The following is an 18,285-nucleotide window of genomic DNA, read 5'->3' as shown; positions in this document are numbered from 1 at the left end:
TAAGTGAAGTCCATCGCCCATACCGGCGAGGAGCCGTGACAGGATGCGAATCGCCGAGCGATCGACGACGAGCATCATGAGACGAATATTTCTGGCGACGGCTGCGCTGGCTGCGGCCGCCGCGACGCCGCGCGCCGCCGAGACCGCTCTGTCGCCCCCCACCCTGTGGGAGGGCATGCATATCGGCGTCAACGCCGGCGCCGGCTTTCCGCTCTCGAGCGGCGGCCGCCTCGAGGGCTTCGGCGCCGACGCCTTCGGCCTCGCCGCGCCGAGCCATGACCGGGCCGGCGCGAGCATCGGCGCGCAGATCGGCTATGACTGGCGCAAGGGCGAGATCGTCTATGGCGTCGAGACCGATTTCAATTATCTCGGCTTGCGGCGCGCCGCGACCGGACTCTTCGCCGCACCCTCGTCCTTCGGCCTCGGCGGCTACGCCCTCACCGCCGACGAGTCGAGCAATAGCTTCATGAGCCTGCGCGGCCGGCTCGGGCGCGCCTACGGCCCCTGGCTCGTCTATGGGACCGGCGGCGTCGCCGCCGGCGGCTGGCGCGGGGCCTCCAATCTGGCGCGGCTGCCGTCGCTCGCGCTCTATTCGGCGCCCCTCTCGCAGTCATCGCGCATGAAATATGCGATCGGCGCCGGCGTGCAGCGCGCGCTCGGCGACCATTGGTCGGCGCGACTCGAATATCTCTATTTGAACCAGCAATCGCAGAAGCAGCTATACGAGACCGCCGAGGCGACGCCGCCCTTCTTGGCGCGCCAGCGCAGCGAATCGCACATTCTGCGCTTCGGCCTCGACTATCGCTTCGCGCCGGAAGAGCGCACCAGCTCGGCCGAAACGCCGCAGCAGCCGCGCGACGAAACGAAGACGAAGAGCGGCCGCGAGACGGCCGCCTCGAAGACGGACGACGACGAAGAAGGGAAGGGGAAGGACAAAGAGAAGGACGAGGAAACGGCGGAGCCGGAAAATTTCAACTTTCATTGGCAGACGACCGCCGTGCTGCAGGGCTATCCGAAATTTCCGGCCCTCTACAGCGGCCTTTTCAGCCTGCCGCCCAATGGCCGCGCCGACGTCGGAGCGACGAACGATCTCTTCTTCGGCATGCGCCTCTGGGAGGGCGCCGCCGCCTATCTCAATCCCGAGATCAACGCCGGCCATGCGCTCGCCGATTCCGTCGGCGCCGCCGCCTATGTCAACGGCGCCGTGGCGAGGGTCGGCGCCTCGGCTCCCTATCTGCGTTTCCAGCGCTATTTTCTGCGCCAGATCATCGGCCTCGGCGGGTCGGCGAGCGGCGCCGATCCCGAATTCGGCGGCTATGACGAGACGCTGCAGACCGCGCAGAATCAGCTCGCCGGCAAGGTCCCCAAGGATCGGCTGACCTTCACCATCGGCAAATTCGCCGCGCCCGATATTTTCGACAACAACAAATACGCCCATGATCCGACCACGGGCTTCCTCAACATCGCCGTCAATGCGATGGGCGCTTTCGATTATGGCGCCGACTGGTGGGGCTACACCTATGGCGCGGCGGTCGAATGGAAGCAGGATCGGTGGACCGCGCGGGCGGGACTGTTTCAGCTCTCGCAATATCCGAACTGGCCGACGATCGAGCCGCGCATCGGCCGCCAGTTCTGCGCCGTCGCCGAGCTCGAGAGCCGCTATGAGCTGTTCGGCCGGCCGGGCGCGCTGCGACTGCTCGGCTATGGCGACAACGGCTATTTCGCCGATCTCGGCGACGTCGTGAACTATGCCTTCCTCGCCGGCGAGTTTCCGCCGGACCCGAGCTATCCATGGCTGCGCAAGCGCCATCTCAAGCTCGGCGGAGGGCTCAATCTGGAGCAGGAGCTCTCGTCCGAGCTCGGCTTCTTCCTGCGCGCCAGCATCTCCGACGGGCGGTTCGAATTCATCGATTTCAGCGATATTCAGCGCTCGCTGGCGCTCGGCTTCGTCGCCCGCGGCGGGCTCTGGGGCCGCGCCGAGGACGAGTTCGGCGCCGCAATGGTGTTCTCCGGCCTCTCCGGCCCGCAGGCGCGCTATTACGCGCTCGGCGGAACGGGCCTTCTCATCGGCGACGGCGCGATGACCTATGCCGGCGAGAAGGTGATCGAGGGCTATTACCGATATCGTCTGCGCGAGGGCGTCGACCTCTCGCTCGATTATCAGTTCATCGGCAATCCCTCGCACAATGTCGCGCGCGGCCCGGTCAATATTTTCGGCGTGAGGCTGCGCGCGATGTTCTGACCGCAGGGAGTCACGAAGACGTCATTCGGCTCGACTGTAACGCTCTCTTGTGCGAGACGGCGACGAAACCGGGTGGCGTGCGTCATCCGGACGGAAGGGAAGCAAGAGCGAGCCTGAAGGCTCGCGGTCCAGGGCCGCTCTCGGACCGCGAGCCTTCAGACTCGCTCTCGAGACATCAGAATGTGATTCGCAGCGAACGACGCCATGAGACTCCACCTCTTCGCGACCCTGCCTCCGCTCCTCGCCGCGAGCGCCGGCGCCTGCGCGGAGCCGGCGCCGCCGCCGATCTTCTCCTGGGCCGGGCTTCACCTCGGCGTCGATGCGGGCGTGGGCTTGCCGGTCGCGAGCGGCGGCCGCGTCGAAGCCGCCGCGGGTCTTTCGCCGACGGCCCATGCGCTGATCGCGCCCGGCCGTGATCGCGCCGGCGTCAGCTTCGGCGCGCGGATCGGCTATGACTGGCAGAAGGGGCCCTGGGTCTATGGCCTCGAGTCCGAGCTGAACTTTCTCGATCTGCGCAGGGGCGACGACGGCGTCTTCGCCGGCTTTGGCGCGCTCGGCGCCGCGACGCGCCGGCTCACGACGCAGGAGAACGGCCAATATGTCGCGAGCGTTCGCGGCCGGCTCGGCTACGCCTTCGGCCGCACGCTCGTCTATGCGGCCGCCGGCGTCGCCGCGGGCGGCTGGCGCGGCGCCTCTCTCCTCACCGTGACTCCGGGCGTCGCCGGCCCCTTCTTCGCGCCGGTGTCGGACTCTTCGCGCATGAAATTCGTGATCGGCGCCGGCGTGGAGCAGGCGCTGTTCGACCGCTGGTCGGCGCGTCTCGAATATACCTATGTCAATCAGCAATTGCAGATTCGCCATTTCGACGATTACTCCTCCTCGGCCTTCGACGTGCGCCAGCGCAGCGAAGCGCATCTGCTGCGGCTCGGGCTCGATTATCGTTTCGACCCTCAGGAGGAGGCGGGCGACGGCGCGAGCGCCGCGGACGCGAGCACGAAGGACAAGAAGAACGAGAAGGACGAGAATAACGAGAAAAAGGACGAGAAGAAGGGGAAGAAGGGCGAAAACGACGAGAAGAGCGACGATCAATCGCAGGAGGAGCGCTACAGCTTCCACGGCCAGACCACCGCCGTCGTGCAGGGTTATCCGAAGTTCCGCGCGCAATATAGCGGAGAGAACAGCTTTCCGCCGAACGGCCTCGCCAACGCCGGCTCGACCAGCAATCTCTTCTTCGGCCTGCGGCTCTGGGACGGCGGCGCCGTCTATCTCAATCCCGAGATCGACGTCGGCTATGGCCTCGCCAATTCGATCGGCGCCGCCTCTTTCGTCGACGGCGCCGTCGCCAAGGTCGGGCGCGCCGCGCCTTATATGCGGTTCCAGCGCTATTTCCTGCGCCAGATCGTCGGGCTCGACGGCGACGCCAAGGTGAGCGATCCGGAGACGGGCTCCTTCAACGAGGTGCTCGAATCGACGCAGAACCAGCTCTCTGGCAAGGTCGACAAGGATCGCATCGTCCTCACCATCGGCAAGTTCGCCGTGCCGGACGTGTTCGACGACAATAAATACGCCCATGATCCCAACACCGGCTTCTTGAATTTCGGCGTCAACTCGATGGGCGCTTTCGATTATGCCGCCGACGCCTGGGGCTACACCCACGGAATCGCGGCAGAGTGGAAGCAGGATTGGTGGACGGCGCGCGCCGGATTGTTCCAGCTCTCGGACATTCCCAACAGCCCCAATATCGAGCCGCAGATCGGCCGGCAGTTCATGGGCGTCGTCGAATTGGAGGGGCGCTACGAGCTGTTCCGCCAGCCGGGCGTGATCAAATTTCTCGGCTATGGCGACAATGGCAATTTCGCCACGGTCGGCGACGCCGTCAACTATGCGCTGCTCACCGGCGCGCTGCCGCCCGATGTGAATCTGCCCTGGCTGCGCCGGCGTCATCTCAAGCTCGGCGGCGGAATCAATGTGCAGCAGCAGATCTCGGAGGAGATCGGCTTCTTCCTGCGCGCCAGCATGGCGGACGGTCGTTTCGAGACGGTGGACTTCACCGACATCGACCGCTCGCTGGCCACCGGCGTCACCCTGCAGGGCGCGCTCTGGGGCCGCGACAAGGACGAGATCGGCCTCGCCGGCGTGTTCTCGGGCCTCGCGGGGCCACGCATCCGCTATTTCGGCCTCGGCGGCCTCAGCGTCTATATCGGCGACGGCGGACTCTCCTACGCCGGCGAGAAGGTCTTCGAAACCTATTACAAATATAATATGCGCGACGGAATCGAGCTGACGCTCGACTATCAGTTCATCGGCAACCCGGGACATAATGTCGCACGCGGGCCGGTGAATGTGTTCGGACTGCGCTTGCACGCCCAATTCTGACTTGGAGAGGCTCAGTATCACTATTTACAGCTGAACCAATTCTGTGCGAACTTGCGGGCACGCTCGCGTCGACGCCATATGACGCAGCGGCAGGGATCATCCGCATGTCGCGGGCGCCCTTAACGAGCGTCGCTTACAATCGCGCGTCTGGATGATCGAATCTGCGCTGCAAATCGCGTCGCCCTTTCTCAACTCCCCTCGCGTCTGCCATCGCCGCTCATCGCAATCACAAATCCTTATGGGAGTAGAAACGTGCTTCAGCTCGCAACGAAAGCCGCCGTCGCGCTCGTCCTCATGAGCGCTCCGGCGCTGGCCGAAAGCTGGAATGTCTCCGAGGAGAGCAATTCCGGCATCAAGAGCTCGACCGGAACATGGGCCGTCACCGCCGACGGCGACAAGCTGTCGGGCAAGGCCGAGATGCAGTCGGCCGAAGGCGCGCCGACCGCCTACACCTTCGAGGGCTCGAAGAGCGGCGAGGTCTACACGATCACGATCGGCGAGCGGGAAGACAAGCTGACCGGCTGCGTCTGGACCGGCGCCGCTCCCGAGAAGTCCGATCCGAAGCACTTCAAGCTCATCGGCAAGGTGAAATGCTCGAGCGGCCCGGGCTTCGTGATCCGCGCCTCGAAGATGTAATCACCCGCCTTCCCCGCGCGTTCCGGCCCTCCGCTCGGAACGCGCGGATCCGATCACGCTTCGCTGTTGTCCCCTCCGCCGCCCCAGCCGCCGCCGCCCGAGCCGGACTCCGAGCCGCCGCCGACCGGCCAGGACACGCCGACGCCGCCGCCCGAGGAGGGCATGCGCGAGGCGATATGGCCGACGAGGCGCGAGAAGGGCATGGATTGCAGCCACACATGGCCCGGCCCGACGAGCCGCGCGAAGAAAAAGCCCTCGCCGCCGAAGAACATGGATTTGACGCCGCCGACCGGCACGACGTCGAAGGAGACGGTCGCGGTCTGCGCGACGAGGCAGCCCGAATCGACATGCAGCTCCTCGCCCGGCGCGAGCTCGCGCTCGACCACCGCGCCGCCGGCGTGGACGAAGACGATTCCGTTCCCGGAGAGGCGCTGCATGATGAAGCCCTCGCCGCCGAAGAGGCCGGTCATGATCTTCTTCTGAAAGGCGATGTCGATGGCGACGCCGGGGGCGCCGGCGAGAAAGGTGTCGCGCTGGCAGAGGAGCTCGCCGCCGAGGAGATCGAGCCGCAGCGGCAGGATTTTTCCCGGATAGGGCGCGGCGAAGGCGGCGCGCGCCGGGCTGTAGCCATTATTGGTGAAGCGCGTCATGAACAAAGTGGAGCCCGACAGCGCGCGCTTGGCGCCGCGCCAGAGCTTGCCGAGCAGCCCCGAATCCTCCTGCGCGCCGTCGCCGAAGATCGTCTCCATGCCGACGGCCGCTTCCTTGAACATCATGGCGCCGGCTTCGGCGACGCAGGCGCGGCCGGGATCGAGCTCGATCTCGACGAATTGCATCTCATGGCCTTTGATCTCGAAGCGCAGCGCCTCCGCGGGCGAGCGATTCGCCCCGGGCGCGACCGACGGCACCGAAGGATAAGCCCCCCAAATGCCGCCGCCGCCGAGAAACCCGCCTTCGCCCGAGCTCATGTCCGCTTCCTCTCGATCGCATTGCGACGACGAAGCTTGCCAGATCATTCGGAGCATTTCAAAATCGGAGCGGCCCTTCCGACGCCCGGCGCGCCTCAGCCGCGGCCGCGATAGGACGGCACGCCCTGGTCCGGCAGCCACAATCCTTGCGGCGGAGCGCCGGTCTGCCAGAACACGTCGATCGGAATGCCGCCGCGCGGATACCAATAGCCGCCGATGCGCAGCCAGCGCGGCGCGAGCGCCGCGACGAGGTCCTTGGCGATGCGCAAGGTGCAATCCTCGTGAAAGGCCCCGTGGTTACGGTAGCTGCTAAGATAGAGCTTCAAGGATTTGGACTCGACGAGCCATTCCGCCGGCGCATAGTCGATGACGATATGCGCGAAATCCGGCTGCCCGGTGACCGGGCAGAGCGAGGTGAACTCGGGCGCGACGAAGCGCACGAGATAGGTCTCCGAAGGATGCGGATTGGCGACGAGGTCGAGCTCGGCCTCGTCCGGCGAGGCCGGCAGCGCGGCCTTGCGCCCGAGCAATTCGGGGCCTTTGTGCGTCTTGGTCATGCGCCGGTTCGATCCGAAGGCGCGCGCGCGGTCAAGGAAAATCCGCGCGGCGCGGATTTTGATGCGGCGTCGCGCCGGAGTATAGTCTCCGGGCGCCCGAGCGGAAGAGAAATGGCATGACCGAGAACAAGATCGACGCTTTGTTGGCGCTGCGCCGCGAAGGGCGCTTTCTGGTGGGGCGCGATCGCATCAAGCTGCTGGAGGCCGTCGCCGAGCATGGCAGCATCACCAAGGCGGCCAAGGCGGTCGGCTTCAGCTACAAGACCGCCTGGGACGCGGTGAACTCCATCAACAATCTTCTGCCGAGCCCGGCCTTCGTCACCAAGGCCGGCGGCCGCTCGGGCGGCGGCGCCGAGGTGACGGCGGAGGGGCGCCGGCTCATCGCCACCTTCCACCGGCTCGAGGAGCGGCTCTCGCGCATCTCCTCGCTGATCGCCGAGGAGGGGCTCGAGGATCAGGACGATTTTCTGCTGTGGAGCGTCGGCCTCAAGATTTCAGCCCGGAACATCTTTCAAACCGAGGTGGTGCAGGTCAAGCGCTGGCCGGTCGACGTCGAGGTCACGCTGCGCGTGTCGCCGGAGACCTATATTCTCTCCGTCGTGACCAATGACGCCGCCGACGAGCTCGGCCTCGCGCCCGGGCGCAAGGCGCTGGCGCTGATCAAATCCTCCTTCGTCGGCCTCGCGCCCGCGGATCTCGCGGGGGCCGAGCCGCCGCCGAGCGGCGCGCGCAACCGCTTCGCCGGCGTCGTGCGTCGGCGCATCGACGCCGAGCGCAACAGCGAGGTGCTCGTCGACATCGGCTCCGGCAAGACGATGAGCTGCGTCGTCCCGCGCCAGACCGCGGAAGACCTCTCCATCGCCGAGGGCGACAAGATCGTCGCCACATTCAAGCCCTCGGATGTGATTCTCGCCGTCGACTGATCTCGAGCAGATCGCCGCCACTTTCGGCGCCCCTGTCGATTGACAGGGCGACGATGGCGGCTTTATGTTTTCGTTATGCACTTCGAACACATAGCGAAATCCCTCCGCCCCAGCCGCCGCGCCCTGCTCGCCGGACTGCCTGCGGCCCTCGGGGCCGCTCTCGTCTCCCGCCCGGCGCGCGCCGCGGGCGACGCGCTGGTGGTCGTCACCAGCTTTCCCGAAGAGCTGACGACACGTTACGAGGCCGAGTTCGAAAAGGCGCATCCGGATCTGCATGTCCAATTCGTCTGGAAGCAGTCGCGCGACGCGCTCGCTCTGCTGAGCCAGCCGGATCAGGGCGGCGTCGACGTGTGTTGGGCGCCTTCGCTCAGCAATTTTCCTATATTGCGGGACAGCGGCGCCTTCCGCCCGCTGGCGGTCGATCGCGCCGCTCTGCCGGGCCGTCTCGGCGCCCAGCCGATTTCCGATCCGAAGGGCATGTTCGAAGCCTACGACCTCGCGGGCTATGGGATCGTCTATGATCCGGCGGCGCTCGCGGCGCTCGGCGCCGCGGTCCCGAAGCGCTGGAGCGATCTCGCCGCGCCGGCCCTCGCCGGCCGCATCGCCATGCCGCTCGCCGGCAAGGTCGGCTTCTCGCCGGCGCTCTACGACATCATCCTTCAGGCCGAAGGCTGGGAGCGCGGCTGGGCGCTGCTCTGCGAGATCGCCGGCGGCGCGCAGCTTTCGGGCTCCGGCCCCGGCCCCACCGGCGCGGTGAAGGAGGGGCGCGCCGCGCTCGGCCTCACCATCGACTTCCTGGCGCTGGGCGCGCAGGCCAATGGCGCGGGCGTCGGCTTCGCCTATCCCGAGCGCACAGCCTTTCTGCCCGGCCATATCGCGGTCACAGCGGCGACGCGCCGTCCCGAGGCGGCGCGCGCCTTCGTCGATTTCGCGCTCTCGACCAAGGGCCAGAAGCTGTTGATGGAGGCCGACAGCAGCCGTCATCCGGCGCGGCCGGACGCCTATGCCGGCAAGGCCGTGCGGATCGTCGATCCTTTCGCTCTGCCCGAGGGCTCCTTCTTCAGCTATGACGCCGAGATCGGGCGGCGACGTCCCGGCCTCATCAGCGTTCTGTTCGATCTTTCCATCGCCGAGCGCCATGCGGAGACCGTCGCTTTCTGGCGCGCGCTCCATGCGGCCGAGGCGCGGCTCGCCGCCGCGCCCGCCGCCGGGGGCGCCGCGATCGTCGCCGAAGCGCGCAAGCTCGCCGGCTTCGTTCCGGTTTCCGCCGCCGAAGCGTCGGAGCCGACGCTGCTCGACCGTTTCAGCGGACGCGACGTCAAAGACCCCGATCTCGCGGGGCGCTGGCGCGCCGAAATCGGCGCCGCGCGGGCGGAAGCGACGCGGCTGCTCGCCTCGCTCGACGCGCGGCTGTGAGACTCCTTCTCGCGGCGGCCGCGCTCATCCTGCTCACGGCCGGCGCGCCATACGAAACGCCGCAGATCGACGGCGAAATCTTCTCTCGGCCCCTCCCCGGCCTCGACGAGACGCTCGAGAGCGCCTTCCGCGTGGGAAACAGCCTGTTCCGCCGCGCCTGGATCATCGGCCCATCGGCCGAGCCGTCCGAACTGACCGGCCTCGGACCGCTCTACAACCGGCTCTCCTGCATCGCCTGCCATGTGAAGAACGGCCGCGGCCCGACGCCCGACGCGGAGAATGGCGTCGCGCGCGCCATGGTCCTGCGCCTCGGCGTCGAGGGACGCGACGCCGAGGGCGGGCCGCTCTCGCATCCGATCTATGGGGCGCAGCTCAATCCGGAGGGAATACCCGGCGTTCCGGGCGAAGGCCGCGCCATTCTCGCCTTCGACGCCTTCGCGACGCGTCTCGACGACGGCGAGATCGTCACCATGCGCCGCCCCCGCCTCTCCTTTCGCGATCTCGCCTATGGGCCGATCGGTCCGGAGACGCGGATGTCGCTGCGCAATGCGCCTCCGGTCTTCGGCCTCGGCCTGCTCGAGGCCGTTCCGGACGACGAAATCATCTCCCATGCGGCGGGCCCGGGCGGCGGCCGGCCCAACCATGTCTATGACATGGCGGCCGGCCGCATCAGGCTCGGCCGCTTCGGCCTCAAGGCCAATCAGCCGACTCTCCGTCAGCAGATCGCCGCCGCCTTCGCCGAGGACATCGGCGTCGCCTCGGCGCTGTTCCCGGAGGCCGGCTGCGCGCCCGCGCAGCTCGCCTGCCGCGCGGCGGCCGGCGCGGGCGCCGAGCTCTCCCCGAAGCAGCTCGGCGCCGTGCTCGACTATGTTCGCGGCCTCGCCGTTCCGGCGCGACGCCAGACCGATGATGCGCGCGTGCGGCGCGGCGCGACTTTGTTCGCGGCGCTCGGCTGCTCATCCTGCCACCGCGAGACGCTGCGGCTCGGCGCCGTGGATTTTGCGCCGGCGCTGAGCGGCGCGGAGATCCATCCCTATACCGACCTGCTGCTGCACGACATGGGCGAAGGCCTCGCCGACGGCCGCGCCGATTTCGAGGCCGGCCCGCGCGACTGGCGCACGCCGCCGCTCTGGGGCCTCGGCCTCGCCGGGCGCTTCGCCACGACAGGCCTGCTGCACGACGGACGCGCCGCCACGACGGCCGAGGCGATCCTCTGGCATGGCGGCGAGGCGGAGGACGCGCAAGGGCGCTTTCGCGCTCTGCCCCGCGCCGAACGGGAAGCGCTGCTCGCCTTCCTCGACTCTCTTTGACAGCCCTTGCAACCAATCGGGGGATTGGATGATGAAGCACGACGCCACTCTTATCTTCACCTTCGCCGCTGCGAGCGTCGCCGCCATGACTGCGAGCGCCATGACGGCGAGCGCCTTCGCCATGGATCAGCCGCAGCCTTTCGATCTCGGCGAGATCCATGTCGGCGCGCAGCGCATGAGCACGCCGGAAAAGAAGACGCCGCAGAAAAAGGACGACGGCCCGGCGCCGCGGCAAACGACCGATTCCTTCGGCGGCTCTGTGCTGAGCAATCGGCAGATCGAAACCTATCAGCGCGACTCGCTCGATCGCGCGATCAATCTCGCTCCAGGCGTGAACAGCAACACGACCGGCGGCTCGCGCAATGAGCAGAACATTTATGTGCGCGGCTTCGATCGCTGGCAGGTTCCGCTCACCATCGACGGCGTGCGCGTCTATCTGCCCGCCGACAACAGGCTCGATTTCGCGCGCTTCCTGACGCCCGACATCGCCTCCGTGCAGATCGCCAAGGGCTATGTCTCGGTGCTCGACGGCCCCGGCGGCATGGGCGGACAGATCAATCTCGTCTCGCGCAAGCCGACCCGCGAGATCGAGGGCGAAATGCGCACCGGCCTCGAATTCGGCCGCGACGGAACCTATGAGGGGATCAAGACCTATGGGCTCATCGGAACGAAGCAGGAGAATTACTATCTCCAGGTGAGCGGCGCCTGGCGCGACCTGCGTGGATGGATGCTGCCGGAGAGCTTCACGCCGACCGCCAATCAGGGCGCGGGTCAACGCGCCAATTCGGGCGCCTATGATTGGAACGTGAACGCCAAGGCCGGCTACACGCCCAACGCCACCGATGAATATTCGCTCAGCTTCGTTCGGCAGGATGGCAAGAAGAGCGCGCCGCTCCATATCACCGATCCGGTCGCCAGCCAGAAATACTGGAGCTGGCCCTATTGGCGCGTGCAGAATCTCTATTTCCTGTCCAACACCAAGCTCGGCGACGATTTCTATCTGAAGACCAAGGCCTATTGGAGCAAGTTCGACAATGGCCTGTTCTCCTACAACGACGCCGACCTGACGATTCAGCGAACGCAGAAAGCGTTCCGCAGCTATTACGCCGATTATGCGCTCGGCGCCGATGTCGAGGCCGGCGCCGACATCGAGGGCGTCGACACGCTGAAGCTCGCCGGACATTATCGCTTCGACGAGCATGGCGCCTGGCAGGAATATTATGGCGTGAACGCCTCCGGCGGCTCGGCCGGCTGCGCGACCAATGTCGTCTGCTTCACCCAGCCGACCGTCTATGCGCAGGAGGACACGTATTCACTGGCGATCGAGAACACCTTCCATCCGACCAAGGACATCGATCTCGTGCAGGGCTTCGCCTATGACTGGCGCCATCTGCGCAAGGCGGAGGATTATGTGGTCGGCTCCGGCGTGCTGAACTATCCGCTGCGCGACATGACGGCGCCCAATTATCAGGGCGCGGCGATCTGGCGCTACAACGACACGGACAAGGTCTATTTCAACGTCTCCGACCGCGCCCGCTTTCCCACTCTGTTCGAGCGCTTCAGCACGCGTTTCGGCGGCGCCACCTCCAATCCGTCGCTGCGGCCGGAGCGCGCCGTCAATTTCGATCTCGGCTGGTCGAGCGAGTTCGCGCCGGGCGGCCGCGTCGCCATCGACGTGTTTCACAGCATCGTCAGCGATCTCATTCAGAGCGTCCCGGTTCCCCAATTCGGCGCTGGCGTCACGCAGAGCCAGAATGTCGGCGACGGCCGCTTCTGGGGCGGCGAGATCACGGTCGATTACGCGCCGGCGGAGAATTTCTCGCTCGGCGGCAATCTCACTCTGATGCGCCGCCGCGTGAACGCGCCCTATATCGCCAATTTCCAGCCGATCGGCGTGCCGGACGCCAAAATGTTCCTCTTCGCCGCCTATCGGCCGATCGCCGAGCTCACTCTGTCGCCCAATATCGAGATGGCCAGCAATCGCTGGACCTCGAACACCAGCGGATCGCTCTATTACCGGACCGGCGCCTATTTCCTCACCCACATGCAGGCGGATTATCAGGTCCACGAGAATCTGAAGCTCACCGCCGGCGTGCGCAATTTGTTCGACACGGCCTACACGCTGACCGACGGCTTCCCCGAGCCCGGCCGCAGCTTCTATCTCAGCGCGAAGACCACCTTCTGACCGGCGATCCGGCAGGACGCCGAGCCGCATCGGCGTCCTGCCCCGCGCGGCGCGCGCTCGCCAAGGCGCGCCGCGCCGATAGTCCCGGCGAAAAGCTCGGGCATCGCGAGAGCGGCGGGGAATGTCGGGAAGCAGAAGCATCTGCGCGTCGCAGAGCCTGCACATAGATTATCTCTGGAGCGACGCGAATAGCCGGGAAAAAATCGCCTTCGCCTTCAACAACCGGGCTCCTACGGCGCCATCGCCTTCTCCAAGCTCCAGCCGTCCTGACCACTCATTTGACGCGCCGCCGAAAACTCCGCGCGCTGGCCGGCGTCGCGCAAATCTCCAATCATCGTCTGCGGGACCAAATTTACGACGCCTCGAGGCTCGAGGCGATCGCCGATCCGCTTCGCCTTCTTGTGGAGCGGCTCACGCGCCCCGGTCCGCTGACGGCCTTCGCCTTGCCAGCCGCTTCTATCCGATCGTGAATCTGTTCGAACGTCTGGAGATCGCGCGGCTGAAGCGGCTCGGCTTCGACGAGACGTTCTATCTGCGCAAGAACACCGATGTTCTGCAGTTTCGGGGCCCCCGCTGCTGCATTTCATTCGTCACGGCAGGAAGGAGGGACGGCTGAACCAGCTGAGCGGCCGAGACCGATTTCGCGTCCGCGAATGGTGGGGGAAGTAGGACTCGAACCTACGAAGGCATAGCCAGCGGATTTACAGTCCGCCCCCTTTGCCGCTCGGGACATTCCCCCAGCGCCGCGCGCCCCGTCGAAACCGGGCGGACGAGCAGGGCGCATATGCGGAAATTGCCCCGCCGCTGTCAACCCGAAAATGGTTGCCGAAAATGGTTGCGGCCGAGGATGGCGCGCTCAGCGCCCGTCAGGCGATGAGTCGCTCATAGACCTCGAGCGTCGCGGCGCACATGCGGTCGATGGAAAAATGCGCCTGCACATGGCGCCGCGCGCGCGCCGTCAGAGCGTCGCGCTCCGAGGGCCGCAGCTCGAGCGCGGCGCGGATCGCCAGCGCCAGCGCCGCGGCGTCGCCGGGCGCGACGCGCCAGCCCGTGGCCTCGGCCGCCGGCGCCTGAGGCGGCGCCAGCACCGTCTCGACCGCGGCCCCGCAATCGGAAACGACGACCGGCGCGCCGAGCGCCTGCGCCTCGACGGCCACGCGGCCGAACGCCTCGGGCGTGATCGAAGGCGCCACGGCGACGGCGGCGGCGAGATAGGCGGCCGGCATGTCGGCGCAATAGCCCGGCGTCAGCACCAGACCGGCGAGGCCGGCGCGGGCGATCTCGGCCGCGACGCTGGCCCGGAAGCCGGGGTTGGGCGCGTCGCCGACGCAGACGAAGCGCACATCGGCGAGGCCCTCGGCGACGAGGCGCGCGGCGGCCTCGATCAGCACGAGATGGCCCTTGCGCGCGGCGAGCCGCGCCGGCAGCAGCACGACCCGATGGTGCGGCGCGACGCCCCAGGCCGCGCGCGCCCGCTCGACGCGGGCGGGCTCGACCGCATTGGGCGAGAAGGCGCGCAGATCGACGCCGCGGGCGATGACGACGAGGCGCTCCGCCGCCTCCGGATAGAGCGCGGCGATATGCCGGGCGGTGAATTGCGAATTGGCGATCACCGCATCGCCCGCCGCCATGATCGAATTATAGCGCTGCTTGATCGCCGAGGAGCCGCCATAGACGCTGTGATAGGTGGTCACGAAGCGCGCGCCGGCCCGCCGCGCCGCATAACAGGCCACCCAGGCGCAGGCGCGCGAGCGGGCGTGGACGATGTCGACGCGCTCCTCGCGCAGAATGCGGGCGAGGCGCAGGGAATTGAGCGCCATGGCGACGGGGTTTTTGGTCGCCGCGGGAAAGGGCAGCCAGACGCCGCCCTTGGCCTGCAGCTCGCTGACCATCCGCCCCCCAGTGGTGGCGACGAGCGCGCGCGCCCCAGCCTCGTGCAGCGCCTGCGCGACATCGGTCGCGGCGCGCTCGGCCCCGCCCGATTGCAGATCGGGGACGATCTGCAGCACGGTGCGTCCGGCGAGCAAGCGGCTGCTCGAGGGGAAGGCGGCGATATCCTGTAGCATGGGGCGTCCGAGCTGGATAAACGAGAACGTCGGTGCGAGGAAGGCGGGCCTCCCCTCGTCTTCGACCGAGAATTGAGCCGAGAGTATGGCCCGCGGCGGTTTCACGGCGCAGGATCGAGAGGAGTCTCACGTGGAGGGCGCGAAGGACGAGCTGCGCTTCGTGGAGGTCGCTCCGGCCGGGGGGACGCCGCGCCGCAGCATCGCATTTCGGCGGCGCCTGCCGCGCGGCGCCGGGGCGCTGCGGCCGGGAATCGTCTTTCTCGGCGGCTTCGCCTCCGACATGCGCGGCTCCAAGGCCTCCTTTCTAGACGAATGGGCGCAGCGGGAAGGCCGCGCTCTGCTGCGCTTCGATTATTCGGGCCATGGCGAATCGGGCGGGCGCTTCGAGGACGGAGCCATCGGCGACTGGCTGGAGGACAGCCTCGCCGCCTTCGACGCCGCGACCGAAGGTCCGCAAATCCTCGTCGGAACCTCCATGGGCGGCTGGATCGCCCTGCTGCTGACGCAGAGGCTGGCGGCGACCGGGCGGCGGCCGCACGCGCTCGTGCTGATCGCCCCCGCCGTCGATTTCACCGAGGAGCTGCTGTGGGCCTCCGCCGACGCGGAGGCGCGCCGCGCCATCCTCCAGCAGGGCGTCTGGCCGCGGCCCTCGCGCTATGCGCCGCATCCGACGCCGATCACGAGGCGGCTCGTCGAGGAGGGGCGCGCGCATCTTCTGCTCGGCGGATTGATCCGCACTCATGCGCCCGTGACCATTCTGCAGGGCATGCAGGACGAGGACGTCCCTTACGCCCATGCGCTGCGGCTCGTCGAACGTCTCCCCGCCGATCCGGTGAGCCTGTCGTTGATCGTCGACGGCGATCACCGATTGTCGCGACGCCAGGATCTCGACCATCTCGTCGCGACGATCGAAGCGCTCGGCTGAGGCAGGCGTCTGCGACCGCGCGCGCCTCCGCCGATTGACGAGCGCGCCTCCCGCGCGCTACCGCCTTTCCGCCCTCTCATCCGAGCGCCCCGATGTTTTTCATCCTTTCGAAGATCGCCGCATTCTTCATCTCTCCCTCCAACGCCGTCGTCTTTCTGATGACCCTCGGCGTCGCTTTGCTGTTCACGCGCTATGCGAAGACCGGGCGGCGTCTGGCGACGCTCGGCCTCGCCGCATTGCTGATCATGGCGGCCACGCCGCTCGGCGGCGCTCTGATGGCGGCGCTCGAGAATCGCTTTCCGGCGCCGCCGCAAGATGCGCCGCCGCCGGATGGAATCGTCGTTCTCGGCGGCGCGATGGACGAGCACATCACCGCCGCGCGCGGGCGCGCCGCCTTCAACGAGGCGGGAGAGCGCCTCCTCGCCTTCGTCGAGCTCGCCCGCCGCTATCCGCAGGCGCGTCTCGTCTTCTCCGGCGGCTCGGCGTCGCTGACGGAAGCACGTTTTACCGAGGCGGACGCCGCCGCGGTCTTCTTCCGCGAGGCGGGGCTCGCCCCCGAGCGCGTGCTCTACGAGAACCGCTCACGCAACACCTGGGAAAACGCCGTCTATACGCGCGATCTGGCGCGACCCGCGTCGTCCGAGCGCTGGCTCCTCGTCACCTCGGCGGCGCATATGCCGCGGGCCATGGGGATTTTTCGGCAGGTCGGTTTTCCGGCCACCGCCTTTCCGGTGGATTATCGCACGACCGGCCACATCGGCTGGAGCCTGCGGCCCGACAAGCACATCGCCGACGGGCTCGCCTTTTTCGACACAGCTGCGCATGAATGGATCGGCCTCGCCGTCTATCATTGGACCGGCAAGACCGACGCTCTGTTTCCTGCGCCCTGATCAGTCGCGCGGCGGCTTCTTCGAACGGCCGGGACCCGGCGCGTCCACGGCGCGTCCCGTCGGCGAGGCGGCGGACCAGGAGCCGTGCTTCATCTCGAGGAAGAGCGAGATGGCCTGGGCGCGATTGCGCACCTCGAGCTTCTCGAACAAATTGCGCAGATGGAATTTGATCGTGTTGATCGAGACGCCGAAATCCTTGGCGAGCTGGTTGTTGGTGTGGCCGGAGCCGAGCGCCGAGAGCAGGCTGCGCTCGCGCAGCGTCAGATTCTCCAGCGGATCGGAGCGCATCTTACGAATGTCGACGAAGGGGAACACCATGTCGCCGGCTGCCACGGACGCCAGCACGTCGAGCAGCCGCTCCGGCGGCGCGCGCTTGCTGACGAAGCCGGCGCCGCCGAGCTGCAGCGTCTCCGCCGGGGCGGCGGGATCATTGGTGCCGCTGTAGACGACGATCTTCGGCGCCGAAGGCTGGCGCGAGAGCGCGCGCAGAACCTCACGGGCGTGCAGCGTGGGCAATTGCCAGCCGATGATGGCGATCTGGAACTGATGCAGCTTCGCCGCGTCCAGGAACTCCTCGCCATCCGTCACTTTCAGCACGAGATGGAAGCGACGGTCGGCGGCGAGCAGCGACTCGAGCCCGGCGAGGATCAGAGGGCTCTTGTCCGCAATGGCCACATCGATCGGAAAGGCGCCGACCGTCTCATTGCGATCCGCCCCTTCGGACGGGCCGTCCGCCGTCTTTTGTCGCAGGGCGGATCTCTGACCGTCGACGCTCGATTGGGCGGCGAGCCCGCCAGAGCCGGCGACTCGCGGTCTTTCATCTCCGAGCTTCGTCGAAGACGTCGAGGCCATGGACCACTCCACAGAAAGCGCTGAGCCGGCAGGAAATCGCTCTTAGCCGAGCGCTAGCGGCCCGCCGCCGAGCCCGAAGGGCGAGGCCTCGAATATATAGATTGTGATTCCGATTGGAAAGCCTCGGCTGCCGACCGAAGGGGCGAGGATGTCCGCGAGTGGCGCGCCGCCGTCAGAGCTTCGGCGGGCGGGAGAGACGATGGCCGAAAAGCCGGCGCGGCGCATCGGCCGTCGCCGATACGCCGCGCAGATGCATGAACTGAAACCGTCGCGTCAGTCGCTGAGGACCCAACGAGCGGCGAAATAAGCCGCAGCGCCGATCGCGATGATCGCGACCATGCCGACCGGCGTCGCCGCATAGGTTGTCAACTCGAGAATAGCTCCCATAACGCTTCCTCCTCCTGTCAAGCCCGAGATTGGTCGGGCCACCAGCCGCTCCACGATATCACTGATGACATGCGGAGTCTCGCCGTCACACGCGAATCGCTCGGTGGATGCCGGTCGCCGACATGCGAGCGACCCGAACGGCTGAGGCGCGCCGGCTCGCGACGATGGACCTCGCTCACGCGTCGGTCCGTCGCTCGAAGCCAAAAGTCGGGCGAGCCGATCGGCGCCGCGTCCCACTGTAGCGGCGCGAGGTGGGCATAATTGCAGGCGCCCATGCTTGTCAAGGAGCCGTGCGAGCGGGCAATCGAGACGGCGACGATCCCGAGACGCATTCTTCGCGCATCCGACCATCGCGACAATGCGTCATGTCGGGGACGATGCGTCATATCGAGCCTGCGGATCCTCCGCATCGGGTCGAGTCGTCAGTGATCTCGCGGATTGCCGACAGCGACGCGCGGCTCGGACGACATCTCCGCATTTTGTGCCAAATACTGAAATTCATTGTTATCACGTAGTCTTCCGCCGAATGCTCACAGCATTGCTCTTGATTTA

The 18,285-nt window shown here is 67.2% G+C and carries 14 protein-coding genes and 1 tRNA gene; 10 read left to right on the top strand and 5 right to left on the bottom strand.

Annotated features, from left to right (window positions below; all coding sequences use genetic code 11):
* Positions 1-76 precede the first annotated feature (76 nt).
* The 3 genes from CQW49_RS16340 (at position 77) to CQW49_RS16330 (ending at position 5,254) form a co-directional block, all read left to right on the top strand.
* A complete protein-coding gene (locus tag CQW49_RS16340) occupies positions 77-2,242 on the top strand; it encodes a carbohydrate porin (RefSeq protein ID WP_099831900.1) in 2,166 nt (721 codons plus the stop codon).
* Positions 2,243-2,446: 204 nt separating this feature from the next.
* Positions 2,447-4,618, top strand: coding sequence for a carbohydrate porin (locus CQW49_RS16335; protein ID WP_003613896.1), 2,172 nt, complete (start codon positions 2,447-2,449; stop codon positions 4,616-4,618).
* 252 nt (positions 4,619-4,870) lie between these two features.
* The gene (locus CQW49_RS16330) at positions 4,871-5,254 is read left to right on the top strand and encodes a hypothetical protein (RefSeq protein WP_003613899.1); all 384 of its coding nucleotides are present in this window, start codon (positions 4,871-4,873) and stop codon (positions 5,252-5,254) included.
* Between the two features lie 53 nt (positions 5,255-5,307).
* On the opposite strand, the gene CQW49_RS16325 is transcribed toward CQW49_RS16330, so the two are convergent.
* Entirely contained in the window at positions 5,308-6,222 is a 915-nt protein-coding gene (locus CQW49_RS16325; RefSeq protein ID WP_003613901.1) for a TIGR00266 family protein, read from the bottom strand.
* 95 nt (positions 6,223-6,317) lie between these two features.
* Entirely contained in the window at positions 6,318-6,779 is a 462-nt protein-coding gene (gene queF, locus CQW49_RS16320; protein ID WP_003613903.1) for a preQ(1) synthase, read from the bottom strand.
* Between the two features lie 116 nt (positions 6,780-6,895).
* On the opposite strand from queF, the gene CQW49_RS16315 reads away from it, so the two are divergent.
* From CQW49_RS16315 to CQW49_RS24700, 5 genes are all read left to right on the top strand, one after another.
* Positions 6,896-7,702: a TOBE domain-containing protein gene (locus tag CQW49_RS16315; RefSeq protein WP_003613904.1), complete on the top strand. Its 807-nt coding sequence runs from the start codon at positions 6,896-6,898 to the stop codon at positions 7,700-7,702.
* Between the two features lie 75 nt (positions 7,703-7,777).
* Entirely contained in the window at positions 7,778-9,118 is a 1,341-nt protein-coding gene (locus CQW49_RS16310; protein WP_003613907.1) for an ABC transporter substrate-binding protein, read from the top strand.
* A complete protein-coding gene (locus CQW49_RS16305) occupies positions 9,115-10,428 on the top strand; it encodes a di-heme oxidoreductase family protein (protein ID WP_003613908.1) in 1,314 nt (437 codons plus the stop codon). The genes CQW49_RS16310 and CQW49_RS16305 overlap by 4 nt, the downstream gene beginning before the upstream one ends.
* A gap of 31 nt (positions 10,429-10,459) precedes the next feature.
* Positions 10,460-12,613 (top strand): TonB-dependent receptor, encoded by a 2,154-nt coding sequence (locus CQW49_RS16300; RefSeq protein WP_003613909.1) that lies wholly within the window; start codon positions 10,460-10,462, stop codon positions 12,611-12,613.
* A 466-nt stretch (positions 12,614-13,079) separates the two neighbouring features.
* On the top strand, positions 13,080-13,229 hold the full coding sequence (locus CQW49_RS24700; RefSeq protein ID WP_155931254.1) for a hypothetical protein: 150 nt from the start codon (positions 13,080-13,082) through the stop codon (positions 13,227-13,229).
* Between the two features lie 38 nt (positions 13,230-13,267).
* On the opposite strand, the gene CQW49_RS16290 is transcribed toward CQW49_RS24700, so the two are convergent.
* Both CQW49_RS16290 and CQW49_RS16285 read right to left on the bottom strand, forming a co-directional pair.
* Positions 13,268-13,352, bottom strand: a tRNA-Tyr gene (locus CQW49_RS16290).
* Between the two features lie 127 nt (positions 13,353-13,479).
* Positions 13,480-14,679: a glycosyltransferase family 4 protein gene (locus CQW49_RS16285; protein ID WP_040566397.1), complete on the bottom strand. Its 1,200-nt coding sequence runs from the start codon at positions 14,677-14,679 to the stop codon at positions 13,480-13,482.
* 130 nt (positions 14,680-14,809) lie between these two features.
* Between CQW49_RS16285 and CQW49_RS16280 the strand changes: the two genes are divergently transcribed.
* Both CQW49_RS16280 and CQW49_RS16275 read left to right on the top strand, forming a co-directional pair.
* Positions 14,810-15,604 carry an alpha/beta hydrolase gene (locus tag CQW49_RS16280; RefSeq protein WP_003611636.1) on the top strand — a complete coding sequence of 265 codons (795 nt, stop codon included), beginning with the start codon at positions 14,810-14,812 and terminating at the stop codon, positions 15,602-15,604.
* Between the two features lie 92 nt (positions 15,605-15,696).
* Positions 15,697-16,494 carry a YdcF family protein gene (locus CQW49_RS16275; protein ID WP_003611637.1) on the top strand — a complete coding sequence of 266 codons (798 nt, stop codon included), beginning with the start codon at positions 15,697-15,699 and terminating at the stop codon, positions 16,492-16,494.
* Here the strand turns inward: CQW49_RS16275 and CQW49_RS16270 are convergent, their stop codons facing one another.
* Positions 16,495-17,346 (bottom strand): response regulator transcription factor, encoded by an 852-nt coding sequence (locus CQW49_RS16270; protein WP_003611640.1) that lies wholly within the window; start codon positions 17,344-17,346, stop codon positions 16,495-16,497. It abuts the gene before it with no gap.
* Positions 17,347-18,285 lie beyond the last annotated feature (939 nt).

Origin of the sequence: Methylosinus trichosporium OB3b (assembly GCF_002752655.1) — a bacterium.
GTDB lineage: Bacteria > Pseudomonadota > Alphaproteobacteria > Rhizobiales > Beijerinckiaceae > Methylosinus > Methylosinus trichosporium.
The sequence above is the reverse complement of the archived record's forward strand: the minus strand, read 5'-3'. Positions and strand labels throughout refer to the sequence as shown.